Source organism: Flavobacterium columnare NBRC 100251 = ATCC 23463 (genome assembly GCF_002530675.1).
In the GTDB taxonomy this organism is placed as follows: domain Bacteria; phylum Bacteroidota; class Bacteroidia; order Flavobacteriales; family Flavobacteriaceae; genus Flavobacterium; species Flavobacterium columnare.
On sequence record NZ_PCMX01000053.1, the window covers coordinates 1 to 25,189 of the forward strand.

Sequence of the window (25,189 nt, forward strand, 5' to 3'; positions counted from 1 at the left end):
TAGATGATAAATTTCCTAAAAACTTTATAAACTTTACCATTGATCAAGTTTCAATAAATTATGATCTTTCAAGATTAAATGCAGAATTTCCTTCTGCGATTGATATTGATGAAAATATATTGACAGCGAAAATTAATGAGTTCCAAGATTGTGATAAGTTAAAGGTATTTAGAGGGAAATATGAAATGGAATTTCTAATAAAATTTATTGATATGATGATATTAGAAGAAAAAACAAATAATAAAAAATTAAAATTTTCATTTGCTGGTGCTCTAAATAATGAGAGAGCTATCGCGATTTTTAGTAATTATGCAGAAACCCCAGAAAGTTTGAATCTTTACATTCAGAAGGTGATTAATTAACTAGATTTTAATGGAACAAAACAACAACAATAAAACACCCCTCAATCCTGAAAATAATTTCTTTCAGGAGGTGATTACTATTGTTAAAAGTTCACATCAGCAGTTAGTAAGTACTGTAAATCAAACACTGGTTACTACTTACTATGAAATTGGTCGGAAAATAGTTGAAGAAGAACAAAAGGGCAATGAACGCGCAGAATATGGCAAATATTTAATCCAATTACTATCTAACAGACTCACACAAGAATTTGGCAAAGGATTTAGTATTCGTAATCTTGAGCAAATGCGCAGATTTTATCAAGTATTTACAATTCCGCAGACACTGTCTGCGGAATTAGAAAACTCAAAATCCGAATCACTGTCTCGGATTTTTGATATAAAACAAAAAACGCAGACACTGACTGCGCAATTCAAACTTTCTTGGTCACATTATATATTTCTTAGTTCGATGGATGATAAACTAGAACGCAATTTCTATGAAATAGAATCTATCAAACACAATTGGAGTGTTCGAGAATTAAAGCGTCAATACAATTCGGCATTATTTGCAAGATTATCATTAAGCAGAGATAAAGAAGAAGTTTTTAAACTTGCCCAAGAAGGTCAAATTATTGAAAAACCAAAAGATTTAATAAAAGACCCGTATATATTAGAGTTTTTAGGATTAGCTGAAAAAGTACAATATTCGGAAGAAGAACTTGAAACTGAAATCATAGATAAATTAGAAGCCTTTTTGATGGAATTAGGGCACGGTTTTACCTTTGTGGCGCGTCAAAAAAGAATTTCATTTGATGAAAAACATTTTTATATTGACTTAGTATTTTATAACCGAATTTTAAAATGTTTTGTACTTATTGATTTGAAAATAGGCGAACTCAAACATCAAGATTTAGGACAAATGCAGATGTATCTCAATTATTATGATAAGGAAATGCGTTTGGAAGACGAAAACAAAACCATTGGAATAATATTGTGTCAAAATAAAAGCAATTTACTGGTTGAATATTCTTTACCAGAAGAAAATGACCAAATATTCGCTAGTAAATACAAAACGGTTTTACCAACAGTAGAAGAATTTAAAAAGATAATTTCGTAAGAAAGCTACACAAAGTCACCCTAAGTTTAGCACAAAGTCAAAGAAGTTAAAAAAACTTTGTGAAACATTGTGAAGTACTTTGTGTAACAAAAATATGATTATGCAAGAAGAAAACGATATCAGTAAAATAATCTTAGACTGTGCCTATAAAGTGCATACAAAATTGGGCTCAGGATTATTGGAAAAGTATATCGCGAGTGTTTGGTTTTTGAATTAGAAAAATGTGGATTGAATGTTAAACAAGAAAAAGGATTTCCAGTCGTTTATGAAGATATCAAATTTGATTGCGGATATAGAGTAGATATAATAGTAAATGATAAAGTTATTATTGAGTTAAAAGTACTTGAAGAATTTAGAATCGAACATATTGCACAATGTTTAACATATATGCGGTTAACAGATTGTAGATTGGGTTTACTTTTAAGTTTTTATAAAAAATCATTAAAAGACGGAATAAAAAGATTAGTAATTTAAAAGCCTTGTGAAACTTAGTGTTTGACTTAGTGGAACATTGTGACCCTAAATTATGAGTGAAGAAAACGAAAATATAGAAGACGATTTAACCCTAGAAAGCAAAAACCAATCTGAAGAAAACACTTCTGAGGAAGGATATTTTTTGGGAGAACATTTTTATGAAAATAATGAAGAAAATCCTGATGCTACGATTACCAAAGTAACGGGTATGTATAAGGATTGGTTCTTGGATTATGCTTCTTATGTAATCCTTGAGCGTGCTGTACCAGCTATTGAGGACGGTTTTAAACCCGTACAACGTCGTATTATGCACTCCATGAAAGAGTTGGACGATGGACGTTATAACAAGGTAGCAAATGTAGTAGGGCATACCATGCAGTACCATCCACACGGTGATGCCAGTATTGGTGATGCCATGGTGCAAATTGGACAAAAAGATTTATTAATTGATACCCAAGGAAACTGGGGAAATATACTAACGGGAGACGGTGCTGCGGCATCCCGTTACATCGAGGCACGTTTAAGTAAGTTTGCCTTAGAGGTGTTATATTCTCCTAAAATTACAGAATGGGGATTGTCTTATGATGGTCGTCGTGCGGAGCCTATTAACTTACCTGTAAAATTTCCACTACTCTTAGCTCAAGGAGGAGAAGGTATTGCGGTAGGTTTATCAACTAAAATTTTACCCCATAATTTTAATGAGTTAATTGATGCTTCTATTAAAATTTTAAAAGGAAAATCATTTACACTTTATCCTGATTTTCCAACAGCTGGTATTGCAGATGTTTCTAACTATAATGATGGTTTGCGAGGCGGACGTGTGCGAGTACGTGCAAAAGTATCGCAATTAGATAAACAGACCCTTGTTATTACTCAAATTCCATTTTCTACTAATACGACTTCTTTAATTGATAGTATTTTAAAGGCAAACGATAAAGGGAAAATAAAAATCAAGAAAATTGAAGACAATACGGCAGCGGAAGTTGAAATATTGATTCATTTGCCACCTGGTGTTTCTCCTGATAAGACAATTGATGCTCTTTATGCCTTCACAGCTTGCGAAACGTCTATTTCTCCTTTAGGCTGCGTGATTGAAGATAATAAACCATTGTTCATAGGGGTATCGGAAATGTTACGTATTTCTACACACCGTACACTTGATTTATTACGTCAAGAACTAGAAGTACAATTGGCAGAACTAGAAAATAAATGGCATTTCTCAACTTTAGAGAAAATATTTATACGAGAGGAAATGTACATCGATTTTAAATTGTATGCCAATAGAGAATCGTTGTATGAATATATGTACAAACGTTTTAAACCCTTTAGAAAGTTATTAGTACGTGATATTATAGATGAAGATTTGCAAAAATTAACGCAGATTCCTATGATTCGTATAACCCGATTTGACTCTGATAAGGCAGATGAATTGATAGCTAAATTAGAGGATGAAATAGCAGAAATTAAACATCATTTGGATAATTTAATTGATTTTGCAATTGCTTATTTCGCTAGGTTAAAAGAAAAATATGGTAAAGGTCGTGAGCGTCAAACTGAAATACGAAATTTTGAAAATATAGAAGCTACTAAAGTGGTTCTAAGAAACACAAAATTGTATGTAAATCGTGAAGAAGGTTTTGTAGGAACATCCCTCAAAAAAGACGAATATGTGGCCGATTGTAGTGATATTGATGATGTTATTTGTTTTTTACGTAATGGTAAGATGATTGTTACAAAAGTAGATGAAAAGAAATTTGTAGGTAAGGAGATCATTCATATAGCTGTATTTGATAAAAACGACAAGCGTACCATTTATAATATGATTTATCGCGATGGTAAATCAGGTCCCTCATTTATCAAACGTTTTAGTGTTTCAGGTGTAACTAGAGATAAAGAATATGATTTAACTCAGGAAAAAACAGGTTCGCAAGTCTTGTATTTTTCGGCTAATCCAAATGGTGAAGCAGAAACAGTAACTATTTTACTGCGTCAAGTTGGAAGTGTCAAAAAATTAAAATGGGACATAGATTTTGCTGATATTATGATCAAAGGAAGAGCTTCTAAAGGGAATACAGTGGCTAAATATCCGATTAAAAAAATTGAGTTAAAAGAAAGAGGCATTTCTACCTTGCGCCCAAGAAAAGTATGGTTTGACGATACCGTACAACGTTTGAATGTTGATGGAAGAGGGGAATTATTAGGGGAATTTAAACCGAATGACCGTTTGCTAATCATTCATCAATCAGGTAAAATTAAAACAGTAATTCCTGAGCTAACCACGCACTTTGAAGACGATATGATTGTATTGGAAAAATGGCATCCTCAAAAACCTATTTCGGCTATTTATTATGATGGTGAAAAAGAGCGTTATTTTATAAAACGTTTTTTAGTTGAACATGAAAATAAAGAAGAGCTTTTTATCTCTGAACATGAAAAATCCCAATTAGAAATTGTTTCTACGGATTGGCGACCTATGGCAGAGGTTATTTTTGCTAAAAAAGGTGGGGTTCAAAAAGAAAATTTAATAGTTAATTTAGAGGAGTTTATTGCTGTAAAGGGAATAAAAGCATTAGGAAACCAATTAACAGCAGATAAAATTAAACAAATTAATATGTTGGAATCGCTTTTATATGAGGAACCAAAAGAACTTTCTGAAGAAAATTTTAAAAAGGATACAGAATTAGAAGAAGGAACTGATATCAAAGATTATGATATTACCCTAGAAGATGATGGGCAAATAACGTTGAGTTTGGATTAATACCACCATAAAAAGAGACTTTTTAAGGAGGATAATCTCATTTATAAGCTTCTGTTCTAGTTGACCTAAAAGAGAAATCACATAACGTTGATAATGTGGTTTCTCTTATTGAAGGTTTTGGACTAGACGTTGAAAGGAGGCTTTCTCCTAAACAGTCCTTGTTTTATTTATACTTTTAAATGGAGTGCTAAAGCATAGCAAGTTTTATTATTTTTTGTTATCGTGAACGTAGTAGTTTCTTTGTCTTCTTTACAATTTACTTCAATTTTATCGCGAAGATTTATTTCCTTTAAAAAATTAATTGTAAAGGATTTTATTTTTTGTTCCAGAATAATTTTCGGATCCATTTCATCTAATGACCATTCTAAATATTTTACATTATTGGCATGATTCACTATATCAATATCTGAAAGTTTTACAATTTTATCGGTTAATTTTATCGGATCTTCAGGAATATTAATTTTATGAGTTCTAGTCTTAGTAGCATCATTAGGAAAAAAAGTAAAAGGATCATAAGAAAGAGCAAAGTTTTCTGGTCTTCGAGTATGGGTATTAATTACTACCCAAAAAGTTTCGCAACCAATAATCTTTTCTCCTTTTAGATACATTTCTAGACATCGAACAGATTGATACCCATTTAAGGATTTAATCCAAGTTTTGATTGTTATTTCGTCTTGCCATTTAGGTAAATCTATGATTTCAACCACCATTCTACTTAAAACCCAAGCTTGGTTAAAGATTTGCATATCAGAATGGCTAAACCCTCCTTGTTCCGCATGAGAACTGGCTGTTAATTGAAAAAGATTGCATAAATCCGTATATTTAAGGATACCATTAGGAGTACAATGTAAAAAATTAATTTTATGATTTTCTTCAAAGATTGATGAAAAATCGGGTGAAATAGGCATTTTTATATGAATTTTGAATTAATAAAAGTAATGATTGTATTATAATTTATTTGATAATCAAACCATTGTGTGTTATCTGTACGCTTGAACCAGGTCATTTGACGTTTGGCAAAGCGACGGGTATTCATTTTAATTTGTTCAATGGCTTCATCTAAAGAGGTTTCTCCTTTAAAATAATCAAATAGTTCGCGATAGCCTACAGTTTGTAAGGCGTTGAGTTCTTTGTGCGGTAAAAGTGTTTTAACTTCTTTTAATAATCCTTGTTGCATCATCAAGTCAACTCTAAGGTTGATACGTTCATACATCAGCGTACGGTCAGCTTCTAAACCTATAATTATAGGCGTGAAGTTGCGCTGGTTTTTGCGTTTGCCTAAAAAACTAGAGTAGGGCTGTCCTGAACCGATACAGACTTCTACAAAACGTTTCATGCGTTGTGGGTTCTGAAGGGTTTGTGGATTTTCGTTCGTAATTTTTTGATAATAATCAGGGTCTAAATTTTTTAAATTATCTTGAAGATAGGAGATACCTAATTCATCATATTTGCTGTTAACGGTTTCACGTACGGAAGCATCAATATCAGGAAATTCATCAAATCCTTTTAAAACAGCATCTACATACAAACCACTACCGCCCACAAGTACTTGGATGTTATTTTTCTGAAATAATTCGTCTAATTTCTGTAAGGCTTCAATTTCATAATCGCCTACCGAATAACTCTCAAAAATGGATTTGTTTTGGATAAAATGATGCGGTGCTTGTGCTAATTCTTCCTGTGAAGGTACAGCTGTTCCGATATACATTTCTTTAAAAAACTGTCGACTATCACAGGAAATGATTTCGCATCCAAAATGATTAGCTAATTGGATAGCTAAAGCGGTTTTACCAATAGCTGTGGGACCTATAATGGTAATTAAATAATTTGGTTTATTCAAAATCAAAATTTTATTATTTTTAAAACTTTTCTTTTATTGATGAAATTCTGAATAATGTTTCGACTATCCCTATTGTTTTCCATGGGGATAATAATTTTTTTTAGAATTTCTATAGTATGTATTTGATGATTTAAATTATAAAAACAATAGCCTTTATACTCCCCATTTTCAATAAGAACTGCACTTCTTTCTTCCAACGTTCTACCTTTGTCTACAATAACCATGGTTTGGTTTTGGAATTGGTGATTACGTATAAATTCTAATACTCTTGTATTGTAATCTTTTGGTTTTTCTTGATTGATACAAGCTCCCAAACATTGTTTAATTTCGTATTGAAAACAACTGTTTTTAGAATCGTATAAACCATTGATTTTTTGACACAATTGGTATTTTTCTGTAATTAGGAACAAGGCATTTTTCCCTTCTTCTTGGCTACTAAAAGAGATGATTTCTTTTTTTCGACCATCGGCTTTTAGAACTTTTAGGATCAAATAACCATGAATGTCTTTTTCTGTATAAAGTGCCCATGGAAAAAGGGTTTTACGTAGAGACTTGTTATAAATAGGTTTGTTTATTTTTATTTCTTCGCTTTCTTTTAAGAGAGCAATCAACTCACTACCTGTTTCTTCAAAAGTAACTGTAAAGACTTCTTTTTGTATTTTTTTACTTTTTTTAGAAAGTCCAGTAAAATGCTGATTGATTCGTTTTTTTATATTTTTACTTTTTCCAATATAAATGATTTCACCTTGTTCATTATGAATGTAGTAAATACCTGTTTTACTGGGTACATGGTCTAAAATGTCTAACAATTTAGGGGTTACACCCGATTTTATCTCTGTTTTTATAAAACTTTTAACAATCGTTTTTTCTATATCTTTTGAAAGAAGTAACTTAAAAAGTTTAACGGTTGCCATGGCATCACCATTTGCACGATGTCTATCGGTTACAGGAATTCCTAAACTTCGTACTAGTTTTCCTAAACTATAAGAGGTCTGATCGGGAATTAATTTTTTAGATAATTCAACGGTACAAAGTGTTTGTTTTTTATAATCATATCCCAAACGCTTAAATTCGGTTTTGATGACTCTATAGTCAAAAGAAGCATTGTGAGCTACAATTATACAATTTTCTGTAATTTCTATAATTCGTTTGGCTATTTCATAAAATTTAGGAGCACTACGAAGCATGGCATTATTAATACCTGTTAGTTTTACTACAAATGGTTGAATGGGAATTTCAGGATTAACCAAACTGATAAATTGGTCTAGGATCTCATGACCATCAAATTTATAGATGGCTATTTCGGTAATACCTTCTTCGTTGTATTGACCGCCTGTGGTTTCTATGTCGAGTATTGCGTACATATTCAATGTCAATGTCAAAAAAAAAACAACTTCAAAAATCAACTTCAAGTTTTAGTTTTAAAAATGATTTTGATATTGTATTGAATTACTTTTTATTGTTAATCATTCTTGAAGCTATAGCTATTAATTCTTTCTCCTTCATTTAATAACCATTTCCTTTTTCAAGGTTGCCAGCAGGAATATAATCTAATGTTTTTCAGGATTTTCTTGACTCTTTTAATTCTTTTAGAGATAAAGAAACTTTAAAAATAAAATCTTTATTGGTTATAGTTCCTTGTGTTTCACCATAATTGAAACAAACACTTCCTAATTAACTGATTTGTGTAATAATCTAATTCATATAATTTTTCAAATTGACGAACAAAGAGAATTATTTCTCGAGCAAATCCTATAAGTCTATCCTTGAAATTATAGATTTTGTTAAAATTTGGTTTGTTAATTTCCATTATAATGGTTTTGTCGGAGCTAAGATAATTTAAATTTAAAAGTTAAACTAATTCGCAATTTTTTTATTAATGAGAACATACGTTTTGCAGAAATGACCTGATTTTAAATATGAAGTTTTTATTAAAAATTGAATGGATTATTGTCATTGAAATTACTACTGTTTAATTTATCTCGAGCCAAAAATACTACTTCCAATACGAACCATCGTACTTCCACAGTCAACAGCAAGTTGATAATCACTACTCATTCCCATAGAGAGCGTTTGAAATTTCAGGTTTGAAGTTTCAATAGGTTTGTATTTATCAAATATAGATTTTAAATGTAAAAACTCCTTTTTGATTTGATTTTTATTTTCAGTAAAAGTAGCCATCCCCATCAAACCAACGATTTTGATATTTTGTAAAGGATTATCTTTTTGGATAAATTGAAGAATTTCTTCTAATTCGTTTTCGTCTAAACCAAATTTGCTTTCTTCCTCGGCGATATAGATTTGTAACAAACAATCAATTACACGGTTGTTTTTTTGCGCTTGTTTATTGATTTCTTGCAATAATTTTAAGCTATCTACACCATGAATCAAACTCACGAAAGGCGCCATATACTTCACCTTGTTAGTTTGTACGTGACCTATCATGTGCCACTGGATATCTTTTGGCATTTGTTCCCATTTTTCCGTCATTTCTTGGATTTTGTTTTCTCCAAAAATGCGTTGCCCTGTTTGGTAAGCTTCCATTAAGTCACTCACGGGTTTGGTTTTTGAAACCGCTACTAGAGTAACATGCGGAGGAAGAGATGATTTTATATTATTGAGGTTTTGAGCTATTGACATGTTAATATTTTTTGAGAGTTAAAAATTTTTTTTCAAAAAAATGATATGAAAAGTACGATATACATATAGTAAGAAAAAATACAGATAGATTAAACAATATAATTGAAAAAAAATTATCAAGTAGCAAATACAACTTCATTTTAAGAAATAAATAACCAATGAATTGAAAGGTTATGGCATGGTACATATAGATACCGTATGATATTTCGCCCAATGTAACAAAAAATTTGTTTTCTAAAAAACCTATTGGTTTTTGTGATAAAAAATAAATAGTTAGCGAAAAGCTAAACATACAGAGTAAATGATATGTTTCGTTATTCAGAGAATTTTTGAATATATTGGTAAAAAAAATAAAAAAACTAATTAAGCTAGACACAAAAGTTAGGGGAATAGGTGTTTTAAAAAGATTGTTTGAAAGGTTAAAAGTGTAAGCAACTATTCCGCTAAAAGAAAAGTAAAAAAAAGCCATCCCATACTCATTTAATAACTCGTTTAGATAACTAAAATTAAATATATAGAAATACAGTATTGTAAAAAATATCAAAAAAAGAAAGGCTTTTAAAGGTTTTAAAAAGTAAATTACAGGTGCAATAAATACATAAAATTGTTCTTCTATGCCTATAGACCATAATATTTCAATAATACCTCCAGGGCCATATTTTGCTAAAATGTTAGGAAAAAAAGTAAGGCCTAATGCTAAAGCTAAGAAGATATTGTATTCAGAGGTATGTGTAAAACCAAAAAGAGGAGCTATTAAATGATAAAATGTTAATCCTATAAAAAAAACAAGATAGTATAACGGTAAAATTCTTAAAGCTCTTCTTACAAAGAAATTTTTTAAATGAATTGTACCTTTGCTTTTTTCAATAAATAAATTTCTAATGATTAAAAAACCACTTAGTGAAAAGAAAAAATAGACAGCTTCTGTACCTTTATTTAAAATAGGTAAGGCATCATAATAAGGCAAACCTCTATTTTTACAATAGGAAGGAATATGAAAAACAACCACAATTGAAGCTAAAAAGAAACGAATAGAGGTTAAATTAGGTAATTTTTTCATTTGATAATAATAAGAGTTACTTAGGTAAGTAGAAGTATCAATTGTTGTGGTTTTGTGCTGTTAATAGTCTATTTTTTTAGAATTTACAATACTTTATGGATTGTATAAATTCAATTTTGCATTCCATTTAATATCTTCAAAAATTTCTTTATCGGCTAAAGTAAATAATAGCAATTCTAACTCAAATGGTTTTGAATTTACCCCACAAATTGTTAAATGATTTTGTTTGATAAAGTTACAATATTTATGATGCCTCTTGATGATTATAAAATATTTTTTTATTGCTTATATATTCAGATAAGTGAGAAAGATTTAAAATTGTATTCATGTCAAAATCAGAAATTATTTTATTTCTTCCAGTAGGAATGGGGAAATACGGTACTTTAAAAATTTTTTGATTTTCAGAAGTTAATATAAGCCAATTCAAACTATAAATTACCTTAGAGTCATAAATTACAAACTCATTTGGATTTATAAATGAAGCAACTTTAGAAAGAGATGAAATTGTGCTAAAAGTATCTAAAGTGAGTTTTGTAGTTAAAATTTGGTTTTTAAATTTACTAAGTTTAGCTATATTTTGTCCCGTTTTTTTAAAACCTCTTATACCTCCCCAATTGTTGATTATCCAAAAATCTAAGTCATTATTTTTTTTGTTTTCATTATACTTTTTATATAGAATTTCTTTTAGAAGAATGTTTTTTTTTTTTAAGAATTTTCACCTTTTGATAATCGCTCTTTTTCTGAAAAATTAAAAATCTCATCAGTAATATCAAATCTACTTGACTCAAACCTTTCTGAAAGGTTTATTTTAGAATTATATTGTTTTAATTTTTTGATGACATTTTTCATCTTTAGCTTATTCTCTTACTTCTTTTCTTTACTTATAATTCATACACCAACAACCCACTTCTAAACTTCGGTTCGATATAGGTGGATTTTGGAGGCATAATCAGATTATTGTCGGCTAATAATTTTATTTCACTAATATCAGATGGATACAACATAAAACCTACTTCAAACTCGCCCTCATCAATTAATTCTTTCATGTGTAAAATGGCTTGTTTTCCAGGAATGTAATCAATACGTTCATCATTGCGAAGGTCGCCAATACCTAAAATAGGTTGAAGGACATAATCGTATAAAATTTGCGCATCTAGGTTTTTTAAAATTTGATTAGTTCCATTTTCATTACTATTTCCATTTCTCATATATTCTAAAGCATAAAAACGACCATCCAAATACATCCCAAATTCATATTTGCGTTGGGGTTGGTATAACTCACTTTTTTTATCTTTAATGATGAAATTTTCTGCCAAAAGCTTAATAAATCCTTCCTTAGTATGTCCGTTGAGGTCGTGAATTACACGATTAAATTCATAAATTTTTACATTACTTTCCGCAATTAAAAAACTCATAAAATAATTCAAATTTGGATTGCCTGTTGCTTTGTCTTGCTCATACAACATTTCTGCCGATGCTGAACGATGGTGCCCGTCGGCTATGTATAGATTAGGGATCGACTCGAAATGTTCTATTAATAGGTTAATTTCCATTTCGGTATCAATTTTCCAAAGGATGTGTTTTTCTTTATTAGTGGTTGAAAATTCGTAAATAGGTTTGTTTTTTTTATGGATAGCAATAAAATTGTTGATTTCAGTACTATCAGGATAGGTAATCAATACAGGTTCAGTATTAAATCCTGTTTGATGTAAATATTCTTTAAATAATTCTACACGATATTGCAGGGTGTCTTCATGTTTTTTGATACGATTGTTTTGATAATCCTCTATAGAAGTACCCGCAACAATACCTGTAAAAGAATTTGATTTTGTTTGGATTTCATAAAGGTAAAAAACAGGTTTATCTTCCTGAATGAAAATATTTTCCTTTTTAAAATCGTTGTATTTATGAGTTACCCCTCTAAAACGTTTATCGGCTGTAATTTTTTGCGAATGTGTATAGGCAGGATTAATAATATGCAAGAAAGAATAAGGATTAAAATCCAACCAAGCGGCTAATTCAGCTGCGGAATATTCATCATAGGTTCTACACGTCACTAGCGCTACTTTATCATGTGTGGGGCGAACTGCTTTAAAAGGGATTATTTTTGCCATTTTTTCTTGAATGAAAAGTGATAAGTAAAAAGTAATTAGTTCTTTAACGACTTTTTACTTATCACTAAACACTTTTTACTTTTTACTAAATTGAGATGAAACTTTCTCTGCTTTTTTACTTTCTGAGTAATCATAGAAACCTTCCCCAGATTTCACTCCTAATTTACCTGCCATAACCATATTGACCAATAAAGGACATGGAGCATATTTCGGGTTTTTGAAACCATCGTACATGACGTTTAAGATAGACAAACATACATCAAGACCAATAAAATCGGCTAATTGTAAAGGTCCCATTGGGTGTGCCATACCTAATTTCATAACTGTGTCAATTTCATACACACCACCTACACCGTTGTATAAAGTTTCGATAGCTTCGTTAATCATAGGCATTAAGATACGATTCGCTACAAATCCAGGATAATCGTTTACTTCGGTAGGTATTTTACCTAATTTAACCGATAAATCCATGATGATTTTAGTTACTTCGTCAGATGTGTTGTAACCACGAATAATTTCAACTAATTTCATGATAGGCACTGGATTCATAAAGTGCATACCTATCACACGTTCAGGATGTACTACGTTGGCCGCAATTTGTGTAATAGAAATAGAAGAAGTGTTTGTTGCTAAAATGGTGTTATGGTCGCAAACTTCGCTTAGTTGCTTGAAAATATTGAATTTTAACTGAACATTTTCAGTGGCTGCTTCTACAACTAAATCGCATCCTACTACACCGTCTTTAATATCAGTATAAGTGATGATATTACCAATGGTTTTGTGCTTGTCTTCTTCTGTAATAGAACCTTTAGAAACCATACGGTCTAGGTTGTTAGCAATAGTAGCCATCCCTTTTTCTAAAGATTTTTCAGAAATATCAATTAATTTTACGGTAAATCCACTTTGTGCAAACGTATGAGCAATTCCGTTGCCCATAGTACCCGCGCCTATAACTGCAATTGTTTTCATTGTATGATGCCCCTATTTCTTAAATAATTTTTCCTACTAGGGGTGCGTAGGGATTAATGGTTTGGTTTATTATTGAATTCTTTTTTTATTTCATTTAACAACTGCTCTTCCGAAGGTAAAATCAACTCATATTGACTAGCAAGTATTGTTTTGTTTTCTTCGGGTAAAGAAAATTTTACGACGGCATTGTTTTTATCGGCACACAAAAGTACACCAATTGTTGGTTTTTCATGAGGTAATTTTTCTACTCGGTCAAAATAGTTGACATACATTTGCAGTTGCCCTAGGTCTTCGTGGGTAAGTTTGTGTGTCTTGATTTCGAAGATGACAAAACTCTGCAACATACGATTATAGAAAACTAAATCCACAAAAAAATCATCGCCTTCTAAATGAATTCTTTTTTGTCGCGCCACAAATGAAAAACCGTTGCCTAATTCCAATAAGAAATCTTGAAGATGTGTAATAATGGCTTGTTCTAAATCTTTCTCATAATAAGCACTTTCTCTTTTTAATCCTAAAAACTCTAGTACCATGGGGTCTTTGATAATTTCATTAGGATGGGTAGGAAGTACTTCGTTGCGAGCTACGGCCAATACACTTTCTTTGTCATTACTTAAGAGTAGCCGTTCGTACAATTGGCTATTGATTTGACGCTCCATTTGTCTTACAGACCAATTGTCTTTAGCAGTTTCGGCTATGTAATATTCTCTTTTGTCTTCATTATCAATGCGAATTAGCGTTCGATAATGCGTCCAACTCAATTGTGTACGCAGTGAGTCCACAATTGGGAAAGTTCTGTAAAATTGACGATAGCGATGTAGTTCCCTATACGAAAACCCGCTTCCAAACTCAGGTTGTAATTGTTCCGAAAGATATTTTATCAAATATTCTCCGTAATCAGCTCTATCTTTTCCTTGTTGTTCTTCGTTGAAAATCCGCTCGCCAATGTGCCAATATAATAAAGTGCGCTGATAATCTACAGCCTTTATGGCTGAGGTTCGCGCATTTGATATTAAAGATTTAATATCGGTTATTATTGTTGGATTGGAGAGCATTATATTTATTAGAATCTATATGTAATTAATTTTGTTTCAATCAAATTGACTGGATTGTTAGGGTTTTTAACTTTTATGTTTTCAATTTTGATATTATTAGAATTTTCTACCTTACTTCTACTTTCAATAGGAAATGAAATATATTTATCATTTGGAATAAATGCAAAACATTGGAAGTTAGATTCTTTTTTGTATTCATAATAATCTTTAAAAACTTTGAATGGAGGCTGTAATAACCACATACCTCTAATTCTTAAATTAGTTATTTTTAGAGGGTCGACAAAGTTTAATCTTCCAATTTCGTTCGTTACTGAAAAATGTAAATTTTGGTTTTCTTCAAGACTTTTAGCTAGTTCATTTTTAATTGATAGATAAATTTCTTCATCAGCTGAATAGATTGAGCCATAAACAAACCAAAGTGAAGATAGTTTTTTTGTACCGTTAGGTATATGACCAATAGTATAGATGAAATCTTTCTCATCCCATATTTCACAGTTTTTGCAATGTTTATTTATTAGTGGACTAGAAGAGTATAATTTAGATTTTGGATGAGAACTATTTAATTGTAATTCAGAAGTTAAAGATTCGACTTTTTTTATTTCCAGTGCGTCTCCATTTTTTATCATCAAATCAGGAGGGTTGTTTTTAGAGCCTTCGTATGAAAAAAATGCAGAATATTTTTCAGATAGTATTCTATTATTATCTTCATTAAATGTATTGGCAAATGAATCTTTAATAAAAGATTCAAGCCCTTCCCCCATATTATTTGCTTTATTATTTCCGAAAATAATCTCATCAATGCTTAGGTCTTGAATTAATGAGATGTTATAAATAGCATCTAAAATATTAGTCATTTAGTATAGATAATGTTTGTTTAGTTAGAAAGAGATTTTCTATTAAAATTTCATTTTTTATGATTTGTTCCTTTATACTTTCTGCTAGGTGAAAAGCTAAGTTAACAGGAACAGCATTACCAATCATCTTATAACCTGCAGAAATAGAATTATAATGAAATATAAAATTATCTGGAAATGTTTGAATTCTGGCACATTCTCTTACGCTTAATCTTCTATATAGATGTTCTTTTCCTGGTTCAAATATTCTTATATTTTGTTCTATAAATTTCATTTTAGGCGCTTGTGGATGGATTGGTGCATGTCTTCCACCAGCTTGAATTGTAAATGATTGTTCATCCCAAGACCTTACACGATTACGAGACATAAATATAGTTGAAAAATCACCAGTCATATATTCATGATTTGGATATTTACAATCGCAACTATTGGTTTTATTTCCTTGTTTAGCAGGAATTGCAGTGTCTTTTAAATCGAATATAGCGTTTTCTAGAGTGCATTTTTTAAAATAAGATTTCGGAAAAATAAATTTAAATTTTAAATCCTTTCTTATTCCAATAAAAAAAACTCTCTTTCTATCTTGAGGTACATCATAATCAGATGCATTTAGCATTTCAAAAGATAATTCATAACCAATACCAGCGTTTCTAAACAATTCTTGAATATTTTTAAGTGCTTCTGAATGTCTTCCTAAAAGCATTCCGCTTACATTCTCTGCTAAGAAAAATTTAGGTTGTTTAGCTTCTAATATCCTTATAAAATCGAAAAAAAGTTGACCTCTTTTGTCGTTGATACCTTTTAAAGCACCTGCCTCGCTCCAACTTTGACATGGTGGTCCTCCGATAATTCCGTCACAATCAGGAACTTCGTCGGCAGGGATATTTACTATACTTCTTCTATCTAGTTTTGTATGTGGATGATTTTTTTCGTAAGTTTCCCATATTTCTTTATCGTATTCATTTGCCCAAATTACATTAAAACCTGCTTTTTGAAATCCTAAATCCAAACCTCCGGCACCAGCAAAAAAAGAAACTATTTTCATTTTTTTATAAGTTTTTGAATTAACTACTCTTTGAGTAATAAATTTATTTTAAAAATTTTGAACATTGAATAAGTATTACTTTTCAATACACTCAATAATCTGATACGCCACACGTAAGGCTTCCGTGCCATCTTCAAGTGTAACCACAGGTGTTGCATCTTGATTAATAGCATCGGCAAAAGACTCTAATTCATCTAAAATGGCATTATTTGGATGAATACCTGGGTTGTCAAAATAAATTTGTTTTTTTACCCCTTCAGCATTTTGAAGTATCATGTCAAAATCACCTGGTGTTTCTGGAGCATCTTTCATGCGAACTACTTCACATACTTTGTCTAAATAATCCACCGAGATATAAGCATCTTTTTGGAAAAATCGTGATTTGCGCATGTTTTTCATAGAGATGCGACTGGATGTGATGTTAGCCACGCAACCGTTTTCAAATTCAATACGAGCGTTGGTAATATCGGGCGAATCAGAAATAACCGCTACGCTACTGGCGTTAATCGACTTTACTTTTGATTTTACAACGCTTAAAATCGCATCTATATCGTGAATCATCAAGTCTAAAACCACAGGGACATCTGTACCGCGAGGGTTAAATTCAGCCAAACGATGAGTTTCTATAAACATCGGGTTGCTGATTTTGTCCTTAACCGCCATAAAAGCTGGATTAAAACGCTCCACGTGTCCTACTTGCCCTTTTACGTTGTGTTTTTTTGCTAGAGCCATAATGGCTTCAGCTTCCGCGACGGTTTTAGCTATTGGTTTTTCAATAAAAATATGTTTACCCGCTTCGATAGCTTGTTGGGCACATTCAAAATGTTGTAGGGTAGGAGTAACAATGTCTACTACATCTACTGCCTTGATTAATTCAGTAATGGTGTCAAATTTTTTATAACCAAACTCGGTCGCTACTTTGTTAGCATTGTCTTCATAAGGGTCGAAGAAGCCTATTAGTTCGTATTTTTTAGATTGATTAAGTAATCGTAAATGTATTTTTCCAAGGTGACCTGCACCTAAAACGCCTACTTTTAGCATAATTAAGAATTTGAACAAATGTAAATCTTTTATTCGATTTATTCAAAAATCAATGCAAATCTAAGTTGTAAAAAGCACCTTTGTTTTTACGACTTTCCAGCGAATGTTTTACAATTAAATAAGCGGTAGTATTAATGTTTCGTAATTCACAAATTTGAGGCGAAAGGGTTACTTTTTTAAACAAATTCTCAGTGTCTTCGTATAAGTAATTCAAGTGATCCAAAGCCCGCTCTAAACGTTGGTTTGAACGTACAATGCCTACTAGATCGTTCATAATATTCTGAACCGACTTTTTGTTATGTGAAATAAGAATTAGTTCTTTGGGTTCTACAGTTCCTTTGGAGTTCCATTGCGGTATTTTAGGAAAAAACGCTTTTAAACTGTTGCTATTTTTTATAATATCTTTTGCAATGATATGTCCGAAAACCAAAGCTTCTAAAAGCGAGTTAGAGGCGAGTCTATTAGCTCCGTGAAGACCTGTTTTTGCTACTTCTCCATTAGCATATAAATTAGGAATAGACGTTTGTCCTAGCTTATTTACCTTTACACCACCACACATATAGTGCATAGCCGGTAGTACAGGTATGTAGTTTTTAGAAATATCTATACCTATGCTTTGACATTTTTCAACAATATTAGGGAAATGATTATAGAAATCCTCTTGATTTAAATGAGTACAATCTAGATACACACATTCGTTTCCTGAGGTGTTAATTTCCATGTTGATAGCGCGGGATACAATGTCACGAGAGGCTAGTTCGGCTCTTTGATCATAACGAAGCATAAAGCGTTCGCCAGATTGATTGCGTAAATAAGCCCCAAAGCCTCGTACGGCTTCAGATATTAAGAAGGCAGGGCTCTTACCTGGTTCATACAACGCTGTAGGATGAAATTGTATGTATTGCATGTCTTCAATAACGGCTTTGGCTCTAAATGCCATACCTATTCCATCACCTGTTGCAATGATAGGATTTGTAGTTGTGGCATAAGTTTGTCCTGATCCTCCTGTGGCTAAAATGGTTTTATGGGCTAAATAAGTGTGAATGGCGTTTGTTTTTTCGTTTAAAATGTAGGCACCATAGCAGTGAATGTCTTTTTGTCCTATTTCTATTTTTATATTTGTAAAATGATGTTCGGTAATTAATTCGATAGCAAAATGGTGGGGGATAAATTCAATATTTGACAAGTTTTCAATTTGCCTTAATAATGTTATTTGAATTTCATATCCTGTTATGTCTTTATGGTGTAAAATTCTATTGGCAGAATGACCTCCTTCTTTACCTAAATCATATTGATTGTTTCTGTTTAAATCAAATTCGGCTCCCCATTGTATTAGTTCTTGTAAGCGAGTAGGGGCATTTTCTATTACAAGTTTTACGGTATTTAAATCGTTTTCGTAATCGCCTGCTTTTAAAGTATCTTCTATATGACTCTCAAAAGTGTCTTTTTCGTCCCAAACAGCTGCTATACCGCCTTGTGCATACTTAGTATTCGACTCTTCTTTATTATCTTTAGTAACTACAGTTATTTTTTTATTGGGTAACGCTTTTGCTAACTTAATAGCTGTGGAGAGACCTGCTACTCCTGAACCTAAAATTAAAAAATCGGTTTTAAAAATACTCATTATTTAGAAATTTCTAACATGGCATTAATTGATTTTACGGCTTTTTTTCGTAAAATTTCATCTATTTCTATGTTTGGTAATTCATACTTCATACATAAATAGAGCTTTTCTAGGGTGTTTAGTTTCATAAAAGCACATTCGCTACAATTACAATTCGCTTCATTAGCAGGAGCGGCAATAAACGTTTTGTTGGGAACTTCTTGTTTCATTTTATGAAGAATGCCTACTTCGGTAGCCACAATAAATGTATGGGCATTAGATGTTTTAACGTAATTTAATAAACCAGCAGTAGAGCCAATGTATTTTGCTACTTTTAATACATGAGCTTGTGATTCAGGATGAGCAATAATTTCTGCCTCTGGATTTTCTTTATATAATTCTAAAATTTTGCCAATAGAAAAAGCTTCGTGTACTAAACAAGCGCCATCCCAAAGGAGCATATCGCGTCCTGTTTTTTTTATTAAATAAGCTCCTAAATTTTTATCGGGGGCAAAAATTATAGGCTTATCAAGAGGGATGGCGTTAATTATTTTTTCAGCATTTGATGAGGTACATACAATATCTGTTAAAGCTTTAATGCTTGCCGAAGTGTTTACATAGGAAATCACAATGTGATTAGGGTGTTGTTTTACAAACGGCTCAAAATCAGCAGTAGGACAAGAATCAGCTAAAGAACAGCCTGCTTTTAAATCGGGTAAAACTACTTTTTTGGTAGGATTTAAAATTTTAGCTGTTTCAGCCATGAAATGAACTCCAGCAAAAACAATTAAATCAGCTGTTGTTTCCGCTGCTTGTTGCGCTAATGCAAGACTATCTCCTACAAAATCAGCTATATCTTGAATTTCTGGGCGTTGATAATAATGGGCTAAAATGACAGCATTTTTTTCTTTGCGTAATGTGTTGATTTCTTCGATATAATTAATATCTTGTTTTCCTAGTTTTAAATAACCATTATCAATTAAATTTTTTTTGGCAATTTCTAAATCGTTCATACCTAAAAAGTTTGGACAAAGCTAGGGAGTAGATTAAAATAAAAATATGATAATTGTTAGTTTTATCAGAAAAAGAGGTTTTGTTAAGTGTGATTTTTGTCTTAATTTTACCCAAGAATTATGAGAGATTTACCCAAACATCAAGGACTTAGAAATCAGTTAGTAAGCCTTTTGGAACAAAAAGGAATTACTGATAAAAATGTATTAGAGGCTATTAGGAAAATTCCAAGACATTTGTTTTTGAATTCTAGTTTTGAAGATTTTGCTTATCAAGATAAGGCCTTTCCTATTGGGGCAGGTCAAACTATTTCGCAACCTTATACTGTAGCTTTTCAATCAGAACTTTTACGGGTAAAAAAACATGATAAAATATTAGAAATAGGTACAGGGAGTGGTTATCAAACTGCTGTGTTGTGTGCTATGGGGGCTAAAGTATATTCCGTAGAAAGGCAAAATGAATTGTATAGAACAACTTCTTTGTTGTTGCCTAAATTAGGAATATTGCCTAAGCATTTAACATTTGGCGATGGTTATAAGGGATTGCCTAATTTTGCTCCTTTTGATGGAATTATAGTTACGGCAGGGGCTCCATATATCCCTCAGCCTCTGATGGCGCAATTAAAAATTGGAGGGAGGTTAATCATACCTGTAGGAGAAAATGTTCAAATTATGACTATGCTAATTCGTAAAAATGAAACCCAGTTTGAAAAGCATGAATTTGGAGATTTTAGATTTGTACCACTTTTAGAGGATAAAAATTAAGCCTATAAATTATTTATAGGCTTTTTTAATTCTGTCTAAATCACGCTTGTTATCACGGTCTTTTATGGTTTCTCGTTTGTCATAATTCTTCTTACCTCTACATAAGGCAATATCTAATTTTGCGAGGCCTTTTTCACTCGTAAATAAGCGCAAAGGAATAATGGTTAAGCCTTTGTTTTGAACATCCTTTAAAAGTCCTCTTAATTCTTTTTTGTTTAAAAGAAGTTTTCGTTCGCTTTTAGCTCTATGGTTATAATGCGTTCCAAAAGCATATTCTTCTATCGTAGAATTAATAACAAATAACTCACTTCCATTAAACTCACAAAAGCTTTCAGCAATTGAAGCTTTTCCTAATCGGATGGATTTAATTTCAGTACCGGTTAATACTATTCCAGCCGTGTACTTGTCAATTATTTCGTAATCAAACCTGGCTCTTTTGTTTAGTATGTTGACTGTTTTTTGCATAGGATTGCAAATTTATAAAAATTATTATGGATTAAAATTAATTTATAAGAATGAGTAATTAGTTTTTTTAATTTTTTAATTATTATATTCGTAATTCAAACCAAAAAAAAATACTAAAAATGAAAAAAAAGTTAATTAAAATTTGTTTTTTATCTGTTATAGCTTTTACTTCTTGTGTTAATGATGATTCTTCCTCTCAAGAAGAGAATGTTGTAATTGCTGAAAATCAAAAAGAACCTTTGTCAAATAAAGAAATAAATGATAAGCTTCTTTTCCGTGTAAAAACGGGCGAACAGTTTAACTGGAATATGGCTACGGCACATGAAGTTTGGAGTGCAATTCAAAATGGAAACAAAATTTGTACTATAGGTTTTGGAAATAATAAAAATGAATTTGATAGAAAAAAAACAACAAATCAAGCAGAACTACAAAATCAATTGCTTAAAATTATAGCTAAGTATGAAGAAAAAGAAATAGGAAAAATATTACTAAAAGAAGATCCTTACCTTAATCTTGTAGATGTTTATATTGAAAAACAAGAAACCATCATAGCCCTAAAAAGATTGGGGTACGTACGTTATGTTGAACCAGGAGATTTTAGAATAGAACCAGGATCAGATCCTACAAGTAAAGATTCTTCATCTTCGTCTGGATGTGGGCTAGAAAGCGAAACAATTAGTTCAGGAGATTTTACAACAATTACACCTAATGCCAAAGTTCCTTGGGCATTTTATAATCACAATATACCTTCTGCATGGGGACACTCTACAGGTAGAGGAATTACGTTAGCTATTGTAGATACAGGAGCTTCTACTGTTAATTCATTACTAAATGCAAATTTTAACAATGGCGATTCTTCAGGAAGAACAATTCAAAAATATGGCGTTTATGTAGATTCTATTTGGCCTTGGTCCACAGGATATGACGGAGCAAACGATAAATGTGGGCATGGTACAAGTATGTCCTCCGTGGCGGCCTCTCCTAGAAATGATAAAGGACAGCCCGTAGGAGTAGCATATAACTGTAACTTAATTACCTATAGAGCTGCTTCAAATGTTGTACTAGACGGTTACCAAGAGTTAGAAGCTGTTAAAAAAGCGTTTACAGATTTAGGAAACAACTCTTCTGTTCGTGTTATATCTATGTCAATGGGAAATATTATTTCTTCCAGTAAAATTGAAGACGGTATAAAATATGCTTATAGTAAAGGAAAATTAATTTTTTGTGCAGCTGGAACCTCTACCAATTTTACCTCATCAGTTGGGGTTATCTTTCCAGCATGGATGCCTGAAACCGTTGCTGTTACTGGTTTAAGAGAGGCAAATGGTTATGAAGCATGTGATATTTGTCATACAGGAAATAAAGTTGAATTTGCTATTATGATGCAAAGAAGCAATACAGGAAATAAAATACCTGTAAATAGTTATTATGAAGGGCAAAGTGATTATGTAGGAGGTTCTTCTGTAGCTACGGCAACAACAGCTGGTATAGCAACCTTAATATGGGCTAAAAATCCTACTTGGACGAGAGATCAGGTTTTAAATAAGTTACGCCAATCTTCTGAATTTTATGGTAAGAAACATCCTGAATTTGGTTATGGTATGCCAGATGCTTTGAAAGCAGTTCAATAATAAATAGTACTTATCAAAGAGGTTGTCCGAAAAGGGAGCAATCTTTCGTTTCGACCAAAGGGAGGCTCGAATGAAGTGAGCAGGTGGAGCAAATCACATAACGCTGATAACGTCACTTCGACGATAGGAAAAGTGACAGGCTAGACGTTGTGTTTTGACTTTTCAGACACCCTCTTTGTTTGTATAAGTATTAATAAAATTGGTTCTCCTAAAAGTAAAAACAGTAACTTCGCAAGTTCTATTTTTATTGTAAGAAAATGGCAAAAATTATTATACTCACTCCAATGGAGATTGAAAAGAAGAAAGTAGAAACGGCATTATCGCAATTCTCTAACTTAACACATTCTTATCACATTGTTGTTTCTGGAATAGGGAGAGAAAGTACCGCAAAGACCCTAATGAATTTACCAGCCCATGATCTTTGTGTATTAATGGGCTTTGCAGCGATAGTAGGAAAAGAAAGCGAACTGCCTCCTTATCTAGCTCTGGGGAAACCTATCGAAATTACTAATGCCTCTTTGTATGGATACGAAGGAGGATTGTTTGAAAATGGAAAACCCATAGCGGTCAATCCTCAAACAAATTTACCGTGTTTGCATTCACTAACTTCAGATAAATTTGTTAGAACGACTAATCTAGCCGTTCAAACAGTGGTAAATATGGAGGATTACACTTTTATGTATTTAAAAAAGCCGCAGGATTTTATCATTCGAATTATCTCAGATTTTTTACCTCACGAAACCGAAATCGATTTTTTTGAAGAAGTAAAAGGAATACAATTTCTAGAAGCTGTAATAGAATTAGAAAAAATATGATAGTTACCTAAGGTCAAAATCATCAGGTAAAATCAAATATATATTTTCTCATTAAAATTGAAAAGGCTCGTTTTTTATCCTAATAAAGGAGTATAAAAAACGAACCTTTTGTTATGTTTTAGAAAGCAGAAAATTAATTGCTCGATGTTTTATCGTTTCGCAGCTTACTGTTTTTCTTGCCGTAAAAGAAATAAATTAATATGCCTATTGCCAGCCATGCAAAGAGCCTAATCCAAGTACCTAGAGGTAAAGAAAACATCATTAACAAACAAGTAGCTATACCTAAAATAGGCACAAGAGGAACTAACGGCGTCTTAAATGGTCTAGGTAAATTAGGTTCTTTTTTTCGTAAGATTAAAATACCTATACATACCATTACAAAAGCCAATAAAGTACCTATACTAGTCATTTCACCCACCACATGAATAGGAACTAATCCAGCAAACAAACTAATAAATACACATAACAAGATGTTTGATTTATAAGGAGTATGAAACTTAGGGTGCAATTGCGAAAACACCTTGGGTAACAAACCATCATTACTCATAGCATAAAAAACGCGTGATTGTCCTAATAAGTCGACTAAAATAACAGAAGTATATCCAATTAGAATAGCCATAATTACGGCAGTAGCTAGCCATATATAAGGCGTTTTAGCAATGGCAATAGCCACAGGTGCGGCACTGTTTTTAAATTCTGTATAGTGGGCTAATCCAGTCATTACATAACCAAAAGCAATGAATAAAAGCGTACATACAATTAATGACCCTAAAATCCCAATTGGCATATTTTTTTGTGGGTTTTTAGTTTCTTGAGCCATCGTAGCAACGATGTCAAAACCTATAAAAACAAAGAAAATGACCCCAGCACCACGAAGTATTCCAGAAACACCAAATTCTCCAAAAGTCCCCGTATTAGCAGGGATAAACGGACTGTAGTTTGCTGGATTTATATATTGCCAACCTAAGCCAATAAATAACAATACGACACCTACTTTAAGGGTTACAACAATAGCGTTAAATACCGCAGATCCTTTGGTTCCTCTGATAATAACAGCTGTAATCAATGCAATGATTAATACGGCCGGAAGGTTAATAAAACCGCGAACAATTTCTCCATTTTGTCCTGTTGCAGTTTCAAATGGTGACATAATTAATTGGGGCGGGAGGTATATCCCAAATTTCTCTAAAAATTTGACCAAATATTGAGACCAACTAATACCTACTGTAGCTGCGCCTACAGAATATTCTAAGATCAAATCCCAACCAATTATCCAAGCAAATAACTCTCCTATGGTAGCATAAGCGTAAGTATAAGCACTACCAGAAACAGGCACCATCGAAGCAAATTCAGCATAACATAAGGCACTAAAAGCGCAACCTACCGCGGCAACAATAAAGGATAGGATAACTGCGGGGCCTGTATTGTTAGCTGCGGCAATTCCAGTTAAAGAAAATAGACCAGCACCAATAATAACACCTATTCCAATCATGATTAAATTGAAACCACCTAAGCTTCTTTTCAAACTATGGGTTCCCGTTGTGGCAGCCTCTTTTTGTAAGGCTTCTATAGATTTTTTTAGCATAAAAGTATAT

22 protein-coding genes are annotated in these 25,189 nt (G+C 32.0%); 7 read left to right on the top strand and 15 right to left on the bottom strand.

The features are described 5' to 3' along the window. The 4 genes from B0A78_RS08005 to B0A78_RS08020 all read left to right on the top strand — a co-directional run. The coding region (locus tag B0A78_RS08005) for a DUF4435 domain-containing protein (RefSeq protein ID WP_123907276.1) at positions 1-362 on the top strand (362 nt) is incomplete at its 5' end. Positions 363-372: 10 nt separating this feature from the next. Next, positions 373-1,458 (top strand): PDDEXK nuclease domain-containing protein, encoded by a 1,086-nt coding sequence (locus B0A78_RS08010; protein WP_065213380.1) that lies wholly within the window; start codon positions 373-375, stop codon positions 1,456-1,458. Between the two features lie 201 nt (positions 1,459-1,659). Then, entirely contained in the window at positions 1,660-1,932 is a 273-nt protein-coding gene (locus B0A78_RS08015) for a GxxExxY protein (protein ID WP_231138892.1), read from the top strand. A 52-nt stretch (positions 1,933-1,984) separates the two neighbouring features. Then, positions 1,985-4,690 carry a DNA gyrase/topoisomerase IV subunit A gene (locus tag B0A78_RS08020; RefSeq protein WP_065213381.1) on the top strand — a complete coding sequence of 902 codons (2,706 nt, stop codon included), beginning with the start codon at positions 1,985-1,987 and terminating at the stop codon, positions 4,688-4,690. A 167-nt stretch (positions 4,691-4,857) separates the two neighbouring features. Here the strand turns inward: B0A78_RS08020 and B0A78_RS08025 are convergent, their stop codons facing one another. The 13 genes from B0A78_RS08025 to nadA all read right to left on the bottom strand — a co-directional run bounded on the left by B0A78_RS08025 (position 4,858) and on the right by nadA (position 19,921). Further along, on the bottom strand, positions 4,858-5,598 hold the full coding sequence (locus B0A78_RS08025; protein WP_097609553.1) for an acyl-[acyl-carrier-protein] thioesterase: 741 nt from the start codon (positions 5,596-5,598) through the stop codon (positions 4,858-4,860). A 2-nt stretch (positions 5,599-5,600) separates the two neighbouring features. Further along, positions 5,601-6,536 (bottom strand): tRNA (adenosine(37)-N6)-dimethylallyltransferase MiaA, encoded by a 936-nt coding sequence (miaA, locus tag B0A78_RS08030; RefSeq protein WP_097609554.1) that lies wholly within the window; start codon positions 6,534-6,536, stop codon positions 5,601-5,603. Next, positions 6,533-7,894: an exonuclease domain-containing protein gene (locus B0A78_RS08035; protein WP_065213383.1), complete on the bottom strand. Its 1,362-nt coding sequence runs from the start codon at positions 7,892-7,894 to the stop codon at positions 6,533-6,535. The genes miaA and B0A78_RS08035 overlap by 4 nt, the downstream gene beginning before the upstream one ends. A 613-nt stretch (positions 7,895-8,507) precedes the next feature. After that, positions 8,508-9,170: a YggS family pyridoxal phosphate-dependent enzyme gene (locus tag B0A78_RS08045; protein ID WP_014165631.1), complete on the bottom strand. Its 663-nt coding sequence runs from the start codon at positions 9,168-9,170 to the stop codon at positions 8,508-8,510. A 1-nt stretch (position 9,171) separates the two neighbouring features. Continuing rightward, the gene (locus tag B0A78_RS08050) at positions 9,172-10,230 is read right to left on the bottom strand and encodes an acyltransferase family protein (protein ID WP_014165630.1); all 1,059 of its coding nucleotides are present in this window, start codon (positions 10,228-10,230) and stop codon (positions 9,172-9,174) included. A gap of 881 nt (positions 10,231-11,111) precedes the next feature. After that, the gene (locus B0A78_RS08060; protein WP_014165628.1) at positions 11,112-12,344 is read right to left on the bottom strand and encodes a DUF1015 domain-containing protein; all 1,233 of its coding nucleotides are present in this window, start codon (positions 12,342-12,344) and stop codon (positions 11,112-11,114) included. A gap of 75 nt (positions 12,345-12,419) precedes the next feature. Continuing rightward, positions 12,420-13,313 (bottom strand): 3-hydroxyacyl-CoA dehydrogenase family protein, encoded by an 894-nt coding sequence (locus tag B0A78_RS08065; RefSeq protein ID WP_065213386.1) that lies wholly within the window; start codon positions 13,311-13,313, stop codon positions 12,420-12,422. A 53-nt stretch (positions 13,314-13,366) separates the two neighbouring features. Further along, positions 13,367-14,368 carry a PDDEXK nuclease domain-containing protein gene (locus tag B0A78_RS08070; RefSeq protein ID WP_065213387.1) on the bottom strand — a complete coding sequence of 334 codons (1,002 nt, stop codon included), beginning with the start codon at positions 14,366-14,368 and terminating at the stop codon, positions 13,367-13,369. Positions 14,369-14,376: 8 nt separating this feature from the next. Beyond that, entirely contained in the window at positions 14,377-15,222 is an 846-nt protein-coding gene (locus tag B0A78_RS08075) for an NgoPII family restriction endonuclease (RefSeq protein ID WP_077225008.1), read from the bottom strand. Then, complete coding sequence (locus tag B0A78_RS08080) at positions 15,215-16,264, bottom strand: DNA cytosine methyltransferase (RefSeq protein ID WP_065213389.1); 1,050 nt, start codon at positions 16,262-16,264, stop codon at positions 15,215-15,217. Before B0A78_RS08080 ends, B0A78_RS08075 begins: the two co-directional genes overlap by 8 nt. Positions 16,265-16,339: 75 nt before the next feature. Next, on the bottom strand, positions 16,340-17,305 hold the full coding sequence (locus B0A78_RS08085; protein WP_065213390.1) for a Gfo/Idh/MocA family protein: 966 nt from the start codon (positions 17,303-17,305) through the stop codon (positions 16,340-16,342). Positions 17,306-17,354: 49 nt separating this feature from the next. Next, complete coding sequence (nadB, locus tag B0A78_RS08090) at positions 17,355-18,929, bottom strand: L-aspartate oxidase (protein WP_077225009.1); 1,575 nt, start codon at positions 18,927-18,929, stop codon at positions 17,355-17,357. Continuing rightward, on the bottom strand, positions 18,929-19,921 hold the full coding sequence (gene nadA / locus B0A78_RS08095) for a quinolinate synthase NadA (RefSeq protein WP_097609555.1): 993 nt from the start codon (positions 19,919-19,921) through the stop codon (positions 18,929-18,931). Before nadA ends, nadB begins: the two co-directional genes overlap by 1 nt. Positions 19,922-20,041: 120 nt before the next feature. On the opposite strand from nadA, the gene B0A78_RS08100 reads away from it, so the two are divergent. Then, positions 20,042-20,683 (top strand): protein-L-isoaspartate(D-aspartate) O-methyltransferase, encoded by a 642-nt coding sequence (locus B0A78_RS08100; RefSeq protein WP_014165620.1) that lies wholly within the window; start codon positions 20,042-20,044, stop codon positions 20,681-20,683. A gap of 9 nt (positions 20,684-20,692) precedes the next feature. On the opposite strand, the gene smpB is transcribed toward B0A78_RS08100, so the two are convergent. Further along, a complete protein-coding gene (gene smpB, locus B0A78_RS08105) occupies positions 20,693-21,148 on the bottom strand; it encodes an SsrA-binding protein SmpB (RefSeq protein ID WP_014165619.1) in 456 nt (151 codons plus the stop codon). Positions 21,149-21,267: 119 nt separating this feature from the next. Here smpB and B0A78_RS08110 point away from each other — a divergent pair, with 119 nt between their 5' ends. Together B0A78_RS08110 and B0A78_RS08115 are read left to right on the top strand one after the other, a co-directional pair. Beyond that, complete coding sequence (locus B0A78_RS08110; RefSeq protein WP_014165618.1) at positions 21,268-22,779, top strand: S8 family peptidase; 1,512 nt, start codon at positions 21,268-21,270, stop codon at positions 22,777-22,779. 257 nt (positions 22,780-23,036) lie between these two features. Next, positions 23,037-23,594, top strand: coding sequence for a hypothetical protein (locus B0A78_RS08115; RefSeq protein WP_097609556.1), 558 nt, complete (start codon positions 23,037-23,039; stop codon positions 23,592-23,594). Positions 23,595-23,727: 133 nt separating this feature from the next. Here the strand turns inward: B0A78_RS08115 and B0A78_RS08120 are convergent, their stop codons facing one another. Then, positions 23,728-25,179, bottom strand: coding sequence for an amino acid permease (locus B0A78_RS08120; RefSeq protein WP_097609557.1), 1,452 nt, complete (start codon positions 25,177-25,179; stop codon positions 23,728-23,730). Positions 25,180-25,189 lie beyond the last annotated feature (10 nt).